The 15,886-nt window shown below is 61.9% G+C and carries 11 protein-coding genes; 10 read left to right on the top strand and 1 reads right to left on the bottom strand.

Annotation, left to right across the window (positions count from 1 at the left end):
* The first annotated feature begins 10 nt into the window (after positions 1-10).
* From praA to CQ041_RS07455, 8 genes are all read left to right on the top strand, one after another.
* Complete coding sequence (gene praA, locus CQ041_RS07490) at positions 11-505, top strand: alkane oxidation protein activator PraA (protein ID WP_105521821.1); 495 nt, start codon at positions 11-13, stop codon at positions 503-505.
* Between the two features lie 136 nt (positions 506-641).
* Entirely contained in the window at positions 642-1,169 is a 528-nt protein-coding gene (gene praB / locus CQ041_RS07485) for an alkane oxidation protein activator PraB (RefSeq protein ID WP_105521820.1), read from the top strand.
* A gap of 117 nt (positions 1,170-1,286) precedes the next feature.
* Positions 1,287-2,741 carry an outer membrane protein transport protein gene (locus CQ041_RS07480; protein ID WP_105521819.1) on the top strand — a complete coding sequence of 485 codons (1,455 nt, stop codon included), beginning with the start codon at positions 1,287-1,289 and terminating at the stop codon, positions 2,739-2,741.
* A gap of 213 nt (positions 2,742-2,954) precedes the next feature.
* A complete protein-coding gene (locus CQ041_RS07475; protein ID WP_105521818.1) occupies positions 2,955-5,480 on the top strand; it encodes an acyl-CoA dehydrogenase in 2,526 nt (841 codons plus the stop codon).
* 146 nt (positions 5,481-5,626) lie between these two features.
* Complete coding sequence (locus CQ041_RS07470; RefSeq protein WP_105521817.1) at positions 5,627-6,970, top strand: 3-oxoacyl-ACP reductase; 1,344 nt, start codon at positions 5,627-5,629, stop codon at positions 6,968-6,970.
* Positions 6,971-6,974: 4 nt separating this feature from the next.
* The gene (locus tag CQ041_RS07465; protein ID WP_105521816.1) at positions 6,975-7,865 is read left to right on the top strand and encodes a MaoC/PaaZ C-terminal domain-containing protein; all 891 of its coding nucleotides are present in this window, start codon (positions 6,975-6,977) and stop codon (positions 7,863-7,865) included.
* The gene (locus CQ041_RS07460) at positions 7,862-9,160 is read left to right on the top strand and encodes an acetyl-CoA C-acetyltransferase (protein ID WP_105521815.1); all 1,299 of its coding nucleotides are present in this window, start codon (positions 7,862-7,864) and stop codon (positions 9,158-9,160) included. The genes CQ041_RS07465 and CQ041_RS07460 overlap by 4 nt, the downstream gene beginning before the upstream one ends.
* A gap of 31 nt (positions 9,161-9,191) precedes the next feature.
* Positions 9,192-10,895, top strand: coding sequence for an AMP-binding protein (locus CQ041_RS07455; protein ID WP_105521814.1), 1,704 nt, complete (start codon positions 9,192-9,194; stop codon positions 10,893-10,895).
* 130 nt (positions 10,896-11,025) lie between these two features.
* On the opposite strand, the gene CQ041_RS07450 is transcribed toward CQ041_RS07455, so the two are convergent.
* Positions 11,026-12,141: a Gfo/Idh/MocA family protein gene (locus CQ041_RS07450; protein ID WP_105521813.1), complete on the bottom strand. Its 1,116-nt coding sequence runs from the start codon at positions 12,139-12,141 to the stop codon at positions 11,026-11,028.
* A 308-nt stretch (positions 12,142-12,449) separates the two neighbouring features.
* Here CQ041_RS07450 and CQ041_RS07445 point away from each other — a divergent pair, with 308 nt between their 5' ends.
* Positions 12,450-13,490, top strand: a complete 1,041-nt coding sequence (locus tag CQ041_RS07445) for a YCF48-related protein (RefSeq protein ID WP_177429370.1) — start codon at positions 12,450-12,452, stop codon at positions 13,488-13,490.
* A gap of 15 nt (positions 13,491-13,505) precedes the next feature.
* On the top strand, positions 13,506-15,881 hold the full coding sequence (locus CQ041_RS07440; protein WP_105521811.1) for an RND family transporter: 2,376 nt from the start codon (positions 13,506-13,508) through the stop codon (positions 15,879-15,881).
* Positions 15,882-15,886 lie beyond the last annotated feature (5 nt).

Raw genomic sequence — 15,886 nt, 5'->3', positions numbered from 1 at the left:
GGCGTACACCATGCAAACACCTGCCACGTTCACCACCCACATCCTCCTGGCTGCGTTGGGGCTGATCGCCTATCACCAGGCCCAGGCCGCCCGCATCGAGCCGGCGGGCAGCGCATTAACGGCCCAGGGCCCCATCAGCTTCTCCAAAGGCGCGCTGATCAGCGCCGACTGCACCATCAAGGTCGCCGGCAAGGTGGCGGCCGATGGTTCTTCGGTGAATGTCGACAAGGTCGAATTCGACGGCGGCCTCAAGTGCAGTCGCGTCGAAGCCATCAACTTGCCGTGGGTGCTGGTGGCCAAGGACGCCAAGAGCGGGTCGATGTCGAAGATCGCCGTGGATGTCCACGCCTTTGGCCTGGGTGGCAAGTGCGGCCCGTCAACGGCGGAGGGCACCTGGGACAACGCCACCGGCAAGTTGGAAGCGAGCAATGTTCCGATTGGCGACGACTGCACGATCAAGGCCGTGTCGATCAAGATGCCGCCCACCTTCAAAGTTGTCGAGTAAATACCCGCGGCTGTCAGTGCGGTAATTGAATTGAGATTTGGCTGGAAAGGGACGTTCTGCTGTGTTTCACCGTGACTTCTCGTTCATGGCCATTACCCCCGGCGAAATGACTCGCCACAACATGTGAGGAACAATAATGAAAACGTTGAAAGCCCTCGTTTCGTTGTCTGCTTTGGCTGTCTGCATGGGTGCAGCTTCAATGGCAAATGCGTTCAGCATCAGCCCGAATGGTCCGTTCACCACCTCCGCCGGTAGCCTCACCGTGCAATCGCCTTCCTCTTTCGGCGCCGCGGTCACCTGCGGTATCACCTTCTCCGGCAATGTTGCTGGCGGTGTCGCCACCATCACCAGTGCATCCCTCACCGGCGGCGGGCTGTGCGCGTTGCCGACGCTGAAAAATATCCCTAGCCCAGGCTGGGTACTGAGTGCCACCAGCTTGAGCACCGGCACGGTCACCAACGTGGGCTACACCATTGCCCGCAGCCTGTTGTTCCCGGCCACCGATTGTGGGGCCAACACCCTCACCGGCAGCTTCAACAACAGCACCAACGTGCTCACCATTACCAACCAGCCGCTGACCGGCCACACCACGGGCACCGGAAACCAGAACTGCACCATTCAAAGCCTGACGGTAACGGTGCCGGGCATCACGATCATCCCTTGATAGCAGCGTTGCAGAAGGCGTGATCACCCGCTGTCAGTAGGTGCCTCACACGAGGCACCTACCGGGTGATGACGACAGGGTATTTCGTGGTTCGTGGCTAATGAGAAGGATTGGAGCATGAATAATAAGAAACAACAGATGCGGGCTGCCGTTGGATTGGCACTGTTGGGTAGCCTGGTCGCGGTGGGCACTGCACACGCCGGCGGATTCTCGACGCCCACCTACGGCGCGCCCGGCTGGGGCCGTGCATTTGCCGGTGGCTCGCTGTTCAAGAACGACCCGAGTTCGGCCTACAACAACCCCGCCGCCATGGCGTTCGTCGAGCACAACGTGGCTCAATTCACCGTCGACTACGCGCGCATCAAGATCAAGTACAAGGGCGATGCCTACGACTATCTCGGCAACCCTACCTCGAATACGCCGATTGGGGACAACGGATTCCCTGATACGGCCGCCACCACGGTGAACAACAACAACGGTGGCGAGGGCGGCTTTACGGCCTGGTTGCCCACCGGCTTCATGGTGATGCCGCTGGGCGACCGGTTTGCCTTCGGCTTGAGTCAGGTGGTGCCACAGGGCATGCGCTCCACCTGGAACGAGGACTCCAAGGTGCGCGACTTTGCCGTGGATACCAAGATCGAAACCGTGGGCCTGACCGGATCGCTGGCGTTCAAGGTCAATGACCAGTTCTCCCTCGGTGCCGGGGTCATCGTGCAGCACAGCAAAGGTTTCGTGAGCCAGAATATCGATTTGTTCTCCGCAGCTTCCAGCTCCCAGGACCCCATCCTGGGCACAATCGACCTGCCTTCGGGTGTGGGCGGGGCACTGATTCGGGTCAAGGTCGACAATATCTCGGCAGGCTGGTTTACCGGGGTTACCTGGAAACCCACTGACCGTGACACGCTGGGTTTGAACTACCACGCCAAGATCAAAAACAAGATGACGGGCAAGTACAACATTCGCGCGGATGCGTACAACCGGGCCCTCATGACTGAACCCAGCCCGTTCGGCAGCGGCACGTTGGTCAGCCAGGCTTACCCGGGCCTCGCGCTGTACCCTGATGGCGCCCACGCCAGCACCCAGCTGGATATCCCGGCAACGGCGGGCCTCGACTGGGTACACGTGTTCAGCGACCGTTTCACCCTCGGCGCGAGCGTGGTGTGGACCGAGTGGTCGTCGTTCAAAGACCTGACGCTCAAGTCCGGCGACATGACCATCGTGTCCATTCCCTATAACTACAAGAACACCTGGATGTACTCCCTCGGCGGTGACTACCGCGTCACCGATGAGCTGACCTTGCGCGCCGGTGTCGCGCTGGACCAGACGCCGACCCGCAATTCGACCCGTGACCCACGGATCCCGGATGGCGATCGCACATTCCTGTCCCTGGGCGCCGGGTACGACGTCAAGGCGGTCAAGGGCCTGACGATTGACGCGGCGTATTCGCACCAGTTCGTTCAGGAGGTCAAGCTCAAGACACAGAACGTCGACCGTCTCGGGGCTGCGAGGCTTGATGGCAAGGCCGAGTCTTCGGGTGACGTGTTCAGCCTGTCGGCAACCTACGCGTTTTGACGGCTCGTCGAGGATGAGGGAGGAGGGTGCCAAGCGCATCGTGTTGCCTTCGTCCAGTGGTTCATCCTCACGTGCACGGTGTTGTATCGGAACGGGAAGGCTGACAGGTTCAGCCGCGTTTTTTTTGCCTAGCGATTAAATAAAAATTTCAAAACATAATTTGAATCTGGCGTTGCGGATTTGCAGTGTGGTCTAAACGAGTCGAGGTATCCCATGGTTATCTGGTTATTGGCGGGTGTCGCAGCAGCGATTGCCCTGGCGTATCGACAAGCTGCCGCCATCCTCTGGTTGGGCGCAGGCCTCATCTGGTTGGCGGCGGGTTATCTGTTCAACGGGGTCGGCGCTTCCGGCGCCACCGTCGCTGCGGTGGTGGTGATCGCGCCCGCATTGTTGCTGGCGGTCAAACCCTTGCGGCGTCGCGCGCTGACCGGCAAGGCCCTGGGCCTGTTTCGCAGCATCATGCCGGCGATGTCCGACACCGAGCGCGCCGCTATCGAGTCTGGCACCGTGTGGTGGGACGCCGAGCTGTTCAGCGGCAAGCCAAACTGGGAGCGCCTGCTGCAGGCCGCGCCGGCGAGCCTCAGTGCCGAGGAGCAAGCCTTCCTCGACAACGAAGTGGAAACCCTGTGCGACATCGCCAACGACTGGGAAACCACCCAGATCTGGCAGGACATGTCGCCCCAAGGCTGGCAGTACACCAAGGACGCCGGGTTCCTCGGCATGATCATTCCCAAGCAATACGGCGGCAAGGGTTTCTCCCACTACGCGCATTCCCAGGTGGTGATGAAACTGTCGACGCGCTGCTCGGCGGCGGCGATTTCGGTGATGGTGCCCAACTCCCTGGGGCCAGCCGAATTGCTCTTGCATTACGGCACCGACGCCCAGCGCAATTACTACCTGCCACGCCTGGCGCGCGGTGAAGACATCCCGTGCTTTGCGTTGACCAGCCCCTATGCAGGCTCCGACGCGGGAGCGATTCCCGACTTGGGCATCGTCTGCAAAGGCACCCACGAAGGTGAGGAAGTACTGGGTTTTCGTGTGACCTGGGACAAGCGCTACATCACCCTGGGGCCGATTGCCACGGTGCTGGGCCTGGCCTTTCGCGCGGAAGACCCGGACGGCTTGCTTGGCGCTCCCGGTTCGCTGGGCATCACCTGTGCCCTGATTCCAACGTCCCATCCGGGGGTGAACAGTGGCCGTCGCCATTGGCCACTCAATGCCGTGTTCCAGAACGGTCCTACTACCGGCAAGGATGTTTTCATTCCGCTGGAATGGGTGATCGGTGGCCGCGAACAGGTTGGCAACGGCTGGCGCATGTTGATGGAATGCCTGGCGGCGGGGCGGGCGATTTCCTTGCCGTCGGCCAACGTCGGCCTGGGCAAGGTCGCGGTGCGTGGTACCACGGCCTACGCTGCCATGCGTAAACAGTTTGGCTTGCCTATCGGAAAATTTGAAGGCGTGCAGGCGCCACTCGCGCGCATGGCCGGGCACCTGTATGCCTGCGATGCGGTGCGCAAGGTGTCGGTGGCGTCGCTGGATGCAGGTGAAAAACCTTCGGTGATCTCGGCCATCGCCAAGTACCACGTCACCGAGCGTGCGCGGATCATCGTCAATGACGGCATGGACATCGTTGCAGGCAAGGGCATCTGCATGGGCCCGAACAATTTCCTGGCCCGCGCTTACCAGCAAAGCCCCATCGCCATTACTGTGGAAGGCGCGAACATCATGACCCGCTGCCTGATCATCTATGGCCAGGGGCTGATCCGTTGCCATCCGTATGTGTTCCGCGAGATGGAGGCCGCGCGCAACCCGGATCGGCGTCAGGCGCTGGCAGACTTCGACAGCGCAATGTTCGGTCATGTGAGTTTTGTGCTTGCCAATACCGTGCGTGCAGCGGTGCATTCCCTTACGGCCGGCCGGCTCATTTCCGCCCCGGCCAAGACCGACCCAGCGCTGGCGTCCTACTATCGCCAGGCCAATCGTCTGTCGGTGGTGCTCGCGTTGATCTCGGACGTTTCCATGGGCGTGCTGGGCGGCGCCCTCAAGCGCAAGGAAAGTATCACCGGGCGCCTGGGGGATATTCTGTCGCAGCTGTACATTTTGTCCTGCGTGCTCAAGCGCTTCGAGGATGACGGCCGGCCCCAGGCCGACCTGCCGCTGGTGCACTGGTCAGCCCAGGATGCATTGCTGCGTGCCCATGAAGCCCTGGCCGAAGTGCTCGACAACTATCCCTCCAAACCTGCTGCTGCCGTGGTACGCGGCTTGAGTTTCCCGTTCGGCATTCCACTGCGTAAACCCTCGGACCGCTTACTGGCCCAGGTCGCGGACGTGGTGCAGACCCCGGGGGAAACCCGCGACCGTTTACTGGCGAACTCCTATATACCGAGGGCGGAAATCGACAAGCTGGCTTACGGCGAACTGGGTTTCCGGCTGTTGCCGCAAGTGGCGTTGGTCGAGACGCGCCTCAAGTCTGCGGTCAAGCAAGGCCTGATCGAGCCGATGCCGATTTCTGCCACAGCGTTCACTGCCTGGCGCGTGAAGGCGCGGGCGCTGGACCTGATCAGCGACGACGAAGACGCACTGCTGGGGCGCTACGTGGAGTACGCCGACCACGCCATCCAGGTCGACGACTTCCCGCAGGACTTCGGATTGCTGGAGGCGTTGCAGCAGCGTAAGCAAGCGTTGGAGCCCGCGACCAAGCGTCGTAACGCCCAAGGCGAAAACGCCTCGGTTAATTGAGTGGCACTGAATGTACGCGGTCAGTGTGAGAGCTGGCTTGCTGCGATGCAGACGTTCGGTCCGTCACAGACACCGAGGTGACGCCATCGCAGGTAAGCCAACTCCCACCTTGAACGGGTTCACACGCCAAGACAGTGGGTCTACCTATGAGCGACAGCTACCTTTCCTTCGTCAATTCCCCTTGGGGCCGTCGTCTGGCCCAGGCCGTCGGTTTACCGCAACCTTTGCCGCTGCAACGCCATCGCAGCGGCCAACAGGGTTTGGCCAACCCGGTGATCATCGCCGGGGCAGGGCGCCTGGCCGCCGAGGTGCAACGGGTTTTCGCGGCCACCGACACGGTCATCGCCACCCCGGCCACGCTCAAGGCGCCATCCACGGTGAGCGTGCAGGGCGCGGTGTTTGATGCCAGTGCCGTGGCCGATCTACAGCAATTGGACGAGCTGTATGTATTCTTCCATGCCAATGCCAAGCGCCTTGTTCAGCATGGCCGTGTGGTGGTGCTCGGTACCGCGCCGGAACATTGCCGGGACGTGCCCCACGCCATCGCACAACGCGCCCTTGAAGGGTTGGTGCGCTCGCTGGCCAAGGAACTGCGCCGGGCGATCACCGTGCAATTGATCTACGTGGCACCGGGCGCCGAAGACGCACTGGACAGCAGCCTGCGCTTCTTTCTGTCGCGCCGTTCAGCGTATGTTTCAGGGCAAGTGGTGCGTTTGGACACATCGGTGGACGGCCAGGTTGCGGTCAACTGGGACAAACCCTTCGCTGGCCGCCGCGCGCTGGTCACCGGTGCTTCCCGTGGCATCGGCTTGGCGATTGCCCAGGTGTTGGCGCGGGACGGCGCCCATGTGGTGTGCGTGGATGTGCCCCAGGCGCAGGGAGCGCTGCACCAGGCGGCGGAGAGTGTCGGTGGTTCGGCGCTGCCCCTGGATATCACCGCAGCGGACGCCGTCGCACTGCTGCAAGCGCATGTCGGCCAGTACGGCGCCTTTGACGTGGTGGTGCACAACGCGGGCATCACCCGTGACAAGACTATCGTCAAAATGACCGAGGCCGCGTGGCGTAGCGTGCTGGCGGTCAACCTCGAGGCACCGTGGCAACTGAGTGATGCGTTGCTGGCAAACCAGGGATTGAACCCCGGTGGACGCATCGTATGCGTGTCGTCGATTTCCGGCATCGCCGGCAACCTCGGGCAAAGCAACTACGCCACCTCCAAGGCCGGGGTGATTGGCCTGGTGCAAGGCCTGGCACCGCGTGCAGCGGCGCAACATGTCACTGTGAATGCGGTGGCGCCCGGGTTCATCGAAACCCAAATGACCGCGAAGATCCCGCTGATGATCCGTCAAGCGGGGCGACGCCTGAATTCACTGTCCCAAGGTGGACTGCCCATTGATGTGGCCGAGACCATCGTTTGGCTGGCGCACCCTGCATCCGGCGGGGTCAACGGTCAAGTCGTGCGCGTGTGCGGCCAAAGTCTGCTGGGAGCCTGAGTTCATGGACTACGTGACGCAGATTATCGACCCACCGCCATCGCGCACCCGCCTGCTGTTGGATGGCGTGCGTGCCCTGCGCAAACCCACGCTCGACGGTGCGCCTGCATTGCCCAAGGAGCGCCTGGTGCGCTCGGCGGTGGCGTTGTCCGCCGCGGGCATCACCGCTTATGGCCGTGCCTGTGGCTTTCGCCGCGAGCAGGGTGTGCCGTTGTCCTACCCGCACGTGCTGGCGTTCCCGTTGCACCTGATGCTGTTGACTCGCCCGAGTTTTCCTTACCCGGCCAGCGGGATGGTGCACCTGGCCAATCGTATTCGTCAGCACCAGCGCCTGCACGAAGGCCAGGCGTTGCGCCTGGAGGTGTACTGCGAGCGTTGGGTCGCCCATCCGAAGGGCCAGGCGCTGAGCATCGCCACGCGAGCCTACAGTGCCGGCACGCTGGTATGGGAGAGCGACAGCCTCTACTTGCGTCGGGACGTCAAAGACCCGGTCGGCGAGCCCTGGGACGACGTGCTGCCCTTGGAAGAGGAGGGCTTGCTGCGCACTCAACGCTGGGTCCTGCCCGCCGACCTGGGCCGGCGCTTTGCCAAGGTCTCGGGCGATTTCAACCCGATCCACACCTCGCTGATCGGCGCAAAAATTTTCGGCTTTCGCCGCGCCATCGCCCACGGCATGTGGACCTTTGGCCGTGCGCTCGCCGCCCAGCAACCGCCCGGAGGATTGGACCAGGCGGAGGCCCATTGCGTCTTCAAACTGCCGATTTTCCTGCCCGGCCAGGTCGCGCTGTGGAGCCATCCGGTAGCGGGTCCGCGCCGTGAATTCGACGTCCGCAATGTCGCGGGTGACAAGCCCCACATGCGCGGACTGTTCGTCTGGAAAGAGAGCTTTAAATGACTGACTACAGCTTCAACCCAACCCCGGTTCGCCGCGTGGCGATCATCGGCGGCAACCGCATCCCGTTTGCCCGCTCCAACACCGTGTACGCCCACGACAGCAACCAGGATCTGCTGGTGGCCGCGCTGCAAGGCCTGGTGGACCGCTACAACTTGCATGGCCAGCGCCTTGGCGAGTTTGCCGCCGGTGCAGTCATCAAGCATTCGCGGGATTTCAACCTGGCGCGTGAGGCGCTGCTGTCCACCACCTTGTCCCCGGACACGCCAGCCTACGATGTGCAGCAAGCCTGTGGCACCGGCCTGGAAGCTGCATTGCTGGTGGCGAACAAGATCGCCCTTGGCCAAATCGACGTGGGCATTGCCGGTGGTGCTGACACCACCTCCGACGCGCCCATCGGTATCAATGAGTCCTTGCGTCACACCTTGCTCGCGGCCAACCGCGCCAAGGGCATGGGTGACACGTTGAAGGCGCTGCTGAAGGTTCGTCCGTCAATGGTGTTCAAACCGTTGTTGCCGCGCAATGGCGAGCCGCGCACGGGCCTGTCCATGGGCGAGCATTGCGAAGAAATGGCCAAGCGTTGGCAGATCAAGCGGCTGGCCCAGGATGAACTGACCCTCACCAGCCATCAGCGCCTCGACGCGGCCTACCGGCGCGGTTTCTTCGACGACCTGATCAGCCCCCACCGCGGCCTCGCTCGGGACAACAACCTGCGGGCCGACGCCAGCCTGGAAAAACTCGCCGGGCTGTCCCCGGCCTACGATCGCCAGAACGGCACCCTCACGGCCGGCAACTCCACGCCGCTGACCGATGGCGCCTCGGTGGTGTTGCTGGCCAGTGAGGAATGGGCCGCCGAGCACGGCTGGACGGTGCTGGCTTATCTGCGCACCGGCGAGACGGCCGCGGTGAATTTTGTCGACGGTACCGAGGGTCTGTTGATGGCGCCGGTTTATGCCGTGCCGCGCATGCTCAAGCGTGAAGGCCTGAGCTTCAATGACTTCGATTTCTTTGAAATTCACGAAGCCTTCGCCGCCCAGGTGCTGTGCACGCTCAAGGCCTGGGAAGACGCAGATTACTGTCGCGATCGCCTGGGCCTGGACGCGCCGCTGGGGCCCATCGACCGTGCCAGGATGAACGTCAACGGCGGTTCGCTGGGCTGCGGCCACCCCTTTGCCGCAACGGGTGGGCGCCAATTGGCGACGTTGGCCAAGATCATCCACGCGAACGGCGGCGGGCGCGGCCTGATCTCCATCTGTGCGGCAGGCGGGCTGGGTATTACTGCCATCGTCGAAAAATAGCGTTAATAAAAACAACAACAAGGAGACTGCCATGAACGCTGTAAGCCTGGAACAAACCGAACGGATCTGGTTGGACGCCTACCTGCCCGGTGTCCCTGCGGACATCGATGCCGACATCGACGCCTACCCGTCGCTGCGCGAAGTGTTTCTGGAGCACCTGGACAGGTTCCAGGAGCGGGTGGCCTACGTCAGCATCGGCACGGAAATGACCTACGCCGACTGGCACCTCCAGGGTGTCGCCTTTGCCGCCTGGTTGCAGGCACAGGGTGTGCAGAAGGGCGACCGCGTGGCGTTGATGATGCCCAATTGCTTGCAGTACCCGATCTGCCTGCTGGGCACGATTCTGGCCGGCGCGGTGGTGGTCAACGTCAACCCGCTGTACACCGCCCACGAACTCAAGCACCTGCTCAAGGACAGCGGCGCGCAAACCGTGGTGATCTTCGAAAACTTCGCCCATACCCTGGAAAAGGTGGTGGCCGGCAGCAGTGTCAAGCGCGTGGTGGTGGCGGCCATTGGCGACTTGCTGGGCACCTTCAAGGGGGCGGCAATGAACTTCATCCTGCGCCGGGTTCAAAAGCAGGTGCCGGCGTTCAATCTGCCAGGCGCCGTGCGGTTCAATCAAACCTTGAAACAGGGCCGGGGCCTCAACCACGTACCGGTGGACCTGCGCCTCGATGACCTGGCGTTTTTGCAATACACCGGCGGCACCACGGGCGACGCCAAGGGCGTGATGCTCAGCCACCGCAATATCATCGCCAATCTGCTGCAAGCCAAGGCGTGGGTCGGCGACCAATTGGACCAGAATCAGCAGGAAACCAACGTGACCTTGCTGCCGCTGTATCACATCTTTTCGCTGACGGTGAACTGCCTGATGTTTATGTGCCTGGGCGGGCGCAACATCCTGATCGCCAACCCCCGTGACGTGAAGCGGGTGCAGATGATCCTGCGCAAGGAGCGCTTCAACGGCATCGCCGGGGTCAATACCCTGTTCAATGGCCTGCTGGAGAACCAGGAATTTTGCGCGCGGGACTTCTCCCAGCTGCGCCTGGTGATCGCCGGCGGCATGGCCACCCACACGGCGGTGGCCAAGCGTTGGAAGGAAGTCACCGGGCTGCCGATCATCGAAGGCTACGGCCTGACTGAGTGTTCGCCAGTGGTGAGCATCAGCCCCATCGACATTGCCCGCATGCGCGAGATGGACTTCACCGGCAGCATCGGCGTGCCATTGCCGTCGACGTGGGTGCGGTTCATGCGCGAGGACGGAGAACTGGCCGAGATCGGCGAGCAGGGCGAATTGCAAGTACGCGGGCCCCAGGTGATGCAGGGCTACTGGCAGCGCCCCGAGGCGACCGCCGAGGTGCTGGATGCCGAAGGCTGGTTGTCGACCGGCGACATCGGGGTGATGGACGCGCGCGGCTACATCCGCCTGGTGGACCGCAAGAAGGACATGATCCTGGTCTCGGGCTTCAATGTGTACCCCAATGAAATCGAGGACGTGGTAGCGCTGCACCCTGGCGTGGCCGAAGTGGCAGCGATTGGGGTGGAAGACGGGGTGAGCGGGGAGAAGGTCAAGATCATCGTGGTGCGCAAGGACCCGAGCCTGACGCAGGAGCAGATTCTGGCGCATTGCCGGGAGTACCTGACGGGCTACAAGGTGCCCAGGTACGTGGAGTTCCGCAGCACTGAACTGCCCAAGACTACCGTAGGCAAAGTATTGCGCCGGGTGTTGCGTTGATCCAACGCTGCAGCTGATCGAAATAGGGGAGCGGGCTGGTCTGTGAACGCGGTGTATCAGTTGGAAAATCCGTTGACTGATACGCCGCCTTCACAGGCAAGCCCGCTCCCACAAGGGGTTCAGTTGGGCTTCAGACCTCTTCAACGTTGACCCAGCGCGCTTCCTTGGCCGCCACACGAATCGCGGTCGCCAATTGCTCCACTGCCCAAGCCCCTTCGAAGTCAGTGCCATCCGCTCCCTGGCCAGCCACTGCCAGGATCAACTCCTGCACTTCCAGCGTCTTCAACTCGTTGTACCCCAGCTGATGCCCTGCCGCTGGGCTGAATGCCGCATACCCAGGCAGGGCAGGGCCGGCCAGCAGGCGCTGGAACCCTTGCTGGCCTACTCGGCACAGGTGCAGTTCATTCAAGCGCTCCTGATCGAAGGCCAGGGTGCCTAGAGTGCCGCTGATTTCGAAACTCAAGTGGTTCTTGTAGCCATGCTTGAGCCAGCTGCTGCTCACCGTGCCGCGCGCGCCGTTGGCGAAGCGCAACAGGGCGTGGACCTGGTCGTCCACGGCGATGGCCTTGTGTTCGGTGCTGCCTTTGACTGCCGGGCGTTGGGCGTGAACCGTTTGGGTGTCGGCGCACACGCTGACCACTGGCCCGACCAGGTAGCGGGCCATCGACAACAAGTGGCTGCCCAGGTCCGCCAGCGCACCGCCGGCATGCTCCACTTCACAGCGCCATGACCACGGCGACGCCGGATCGGCCATGAAGTCTTCGCTGAACTCGCCCTGGAAGCTGATGATCTCGCCCAGTTCGCCGTTGGCAATCATCTGCCTGGCCAGCACGATCATCGGGTTATGTTGATAGTTGTAGCCGACCCGTGTGACCACACCGGCGGTGCTGGCGGCACGGCGCATTGCCTGCGCTTGTTCCAGGCTCACGGCCAGGGGCTTTTCGCAATACACCGCCTTGCCCGCCGCGATCGCAGCCATGGCCATGGGGTAGTGCAAATGGTTGGGGGTGGTGATGGCGACCACATCGACGCTGGGGTCATTGATCAGCGCTTGCCAGTCGCCATGGGCCTGGGCAAACCCCCAGTCCCTGGCGCAGCGCTGGGCGCGTTCGGTATCGGCGTCGGCCAGGGCGGCCAGCTTGAGGTGTACTGGCAGTTCGAAAACCGCCCGGGCGTTGTTGAACGCCAAGGCATGGGCGCGGCCCATAAAGCCTGTGCCGATCAAGCCGATTCCGAGTTCACGCATAGCCGTGGTCCTTTGAATTATTGTTGTTGAGAGGTGCTATTAATGGAATAAAAATTCCCTTATTTCAATAGGTGGAATAAAAATTCATTGAGGTGCCGACGATCAGCCACGCTGATGCAGCTATATTCATGCTCGTCCGAAAGGGCTTCAGTTAACAAAAGATAACGTAGCGCCGATTGTCAGACGATTCCAAAGCCCGATAGGATGGCCCCTGCTTGCTTCGGGCGCTCTAGATTGCAGGTTTCACGGCCCCGGAAGGCAGGCGATAACAATAATAAATGGGAGAAAGGTCTATGAGTGAGCCTGTCATGGGTTGGGTTGTCTGCCGCCCACGTGCCGCGCGCAGGGTCGCGTTGCTGGCCACAGCGCTCTCGCTGCTTGGAGCGGTCGCGTTGCCGAACCTCGTCCAGGCCGCCAGCGATACCCCCGCCCCAACGGCGTTTGCGATTGAATCCCCCAAGGCCGCCAAGGGCCTGATGATCGATGTGGTGCACGCCGGCAAACGCCTGGTGGCCGTCGGTGATCGCGGGCACATCCTCTATTCCGATGACCAGGGCAGTACCTGGACCCAGGCCAAAGTGCCTACCCGGCAATTGCTCACCGCCGTGTTTTTCGTCGATGACAAACAAGGCTGGGCAGTCGGCCACGATGCGCAGATCCTCGCCAGCACAGACGGCGGCGCCACCTGGAGCCAACAGTTCCAGGACCTCAAGCGTGAATCCCCCTTGCTCGACATCTGGCTCAACAATGCCAATCACGGCCTTGCCGTGGGGGCCTACGGTGCGTTGATCGAAACCACCAACGGCGGCAAGAGCTGGAACGACGTCAGCGACCGCCTCGAAAATGAAGACCAGTACCACCTCAACGCCATCGCCCCTATCAAGGATGCCGGCCTGTTCATCGTGGGCGAGCAGGGCAGCATGTTCCGCTCCAGCGACGACGGCCAGACCTGGGAGAAACTCGAAGGGCCTTACGAAGGGTCGCTCTTTGGCGTCATCAGCACGGCCCAGCCGCAAACCCTGCTGGCCTATGGCTTGCGCGGCAACCTGTACCGGTCCACGGATTTTGGCAGCACCTGGGAGCAGGTCGAGTTGAACGCCGCGCGGGGAGCACTGGAGTTCGGCTTGTCCGGCGCGACCTTGCTGGACGACGGCTCGATTGTGGTGGTCGGCAACGGCGGCAGCGTGGTGGTCAGCCATGACGATGGCCAAACGTTCAGCGTGTTCAATCGTCCAGACCGCATTTCGCTCTCGGCGGTGACGGCAGCAGGCAATGGCAACTTGATTCTGGCCGGGCAGGGTGGCGTCCGCGTCGCTAAAGCCGATGGCGCCGAACCGACAAAACAATAAGAAGGCGGGGAAAGAATGAGCAGTCATCACAACGATAAAGCGACCTTTCTTGAGCGCCTGATCTTCAACAACCGCCCGGCAGTCATTGTGATCTGCCTGCTGGTGAGCATTTTCCTGTTCTGGCAGGCGACCTTGATTCGCCCGTCCACCAGTTTCGAAAAAATGATCCCCCTCAAGCACCCCTTCATCGAGAAGATGATGGAGCACCGCAACGACCTGGCGAACCTGGGCAACACGGTGCGTATTTCGGTAGAGGCCAAGGACGGCGATATCTTTACCAAGGAGTACATGGAGACCCTGCGTCAGATCAACGACGAGGTGTTCTACATCTCCGGCGTCGACCGCTCCGGCCTCAAGTCGCTGTGGAGCCCCAGCGTACGCTGGACCGAAGTGACCGAAGAGGGTTTCGCCGGCGGCGAAGTGATCCCCCAGAGCTACAACGGTTCGCCGGAAAGCCTCGATCAACTGCGCAACAACGTGCTCAAGTCCGGCCAGGTCGGGCGCCTGGTGTCCAACGATTTCAAGTCAAGCATTGTCGACATCCCGCTGCTGGAGTCCTACCCAGACCCGCAGGACCAGGGCACGTTGCTCGCCCTGGACTACCAGAAGTTTTCCCACGAACTTGAAGACAAGATTCGCACCAAGTTCCAGGAACAGAACCCCAACGTCCAGATTCATATTGTCGGTTTCGCCAAGAAAGTCGGCGACCTGATCGACGGCCTGATCATGGTGGTGCTGTTCTTCGGCGTGGCCTTTGGCATCACCCTGGTGCTGCTGCTGTGGTTCACCCACTGCCTGCGCAGCACCATCGCGGTATTGAGCACCACCCTGGTGGCGGTGGTCTGGCAACTCGGCTTGATGCATGCCGCCGGTTTCGGGCTGGATCCTTACTCGATGCTGGTACCGTTCCTGATCTTCGCCATCGGTATCTCCCACGGTGTGCAGAAGATCAACGGCATCGCCTTGCAATCGAGCGAAGCAGACAACGCGTTGACCGCTGCGCGCCGCACCTTCCGGCAACTGTTCCTGCCGGGGATGATCGCAATTCTGGCCGATGCGGTGGGCTTCATCACCTTGCTGATCATCGACATCGGTGTGATCCGCGAACTGGCCATCGGCGCATCCATCGGCGTGGCAGTCATCGTGTTCACCAACCTGATCTTGCTGCCAGTGGCAATTTCCTACGTCGGCATCAGCAAACGCGCCATCGAAAAGAGCAAGAAGGACGCGAACCGCGAGCATCCTTTCTGGCGGCTGCTGTCGAAATTCGCCAGCCCGAAAGTCGCCCCGGTGTCGATCTTCCTGGCGCTGGTCGCCTTTGGTGGCGGCCTCTGGTACAGCCAGAACCTCAAAATCGGCGACCTCGACCAGGGCGCGCCGGAACTGCGCCCGGACTCGCGCTACAACAAGGACAACAACTTCATCATCAGCAACTATTCCACCAGCTCCGACGTGCTGGTGGTGATGGTCAAGACCAACGCCGAAGGCTGCTCGCGCTATGAAGCCATGGCGCCCATCGACCAGTTGATGTGGAAGATGCAGAACACCGAGGGCGTGCAGTCGGCGATCTCGCTGGTGACCGTGTCCAAGCAGATGATCAAGGGCATGAACGAGGGCAACCTGAAGTGGGAGACCCTGTCGCGTAACCCGGACGTGCTGAACAACTCCATCGCCCGGGCCGACGGCTTGTACAACAACAATTGCTCATTGGCGCCGGTGCTGGTGTTCCTCAACGACCACAAGGCCGAAACCCTGGACCGCGCCGTGCATGCGGTGCAGGAATTCGCCAAGGAAAACAACAAGGACGGCCTGGAATTCATCCTGGCTGCCGGCAACGCCGGGATTGAAGCCGCCACCAATGAGGTGATCAAAGAGTCCGAGTTGATCATCCTGATCCTGGTCTACCTGTGCGTGGCCACCATGTGCATGATCACCTTCCGTTCCTGGGCGGCGACGCTGTGCATCGTGCTGCCGCTGGTGCTGACCTCGGTACTGGGCAATGCGCTGATGGCGTTCATGGGCATCGGCGTCAAGGTCGCGACGTTGCCGGTAGTGGCGCTGGGCGTGGGGATTGGCGTGGACTACGGCATCTACATCTACAGTCGCCTGGAAAGCTTCCTGCGTGCCGGTTTGCCGTTGCAGGAGGCGTACTACCAGACGCTCAAGTCCACCGGTAAAGCCGTGCTGTTCACCGGCCTGTGCCTGGCCATCGGCGTGTGCACCTGGATCTTCTCGGCGATCAAGTTCCAGGCTGACATGGGCCTGATGCTGACGTTCATGCTGCTCTGGAACATGTTCGGCGCGTTGTGGCTGCTGCCGGCGCTGGCGCGGTTCCTGATCAAGCCGGAGAAACTGGCCGGGCAGAAGGGCAACTCACTCTTCGCCCATTGATCGAT

Source organism: Pseudomonas sp. MYb60, assembly GCF_002979555.1.
Classification (GTDB): domain Bacteria; phylum Pseudomonadota; class Gammaproteobacteria; order Pseudomonadales; family Pseudomonadaceae; genus Aquipseudomonas.
Note: the sequence above shows the minus strand (reverse complement) of the source record. Positions and strands in the feature narration are given on the sequence as shown.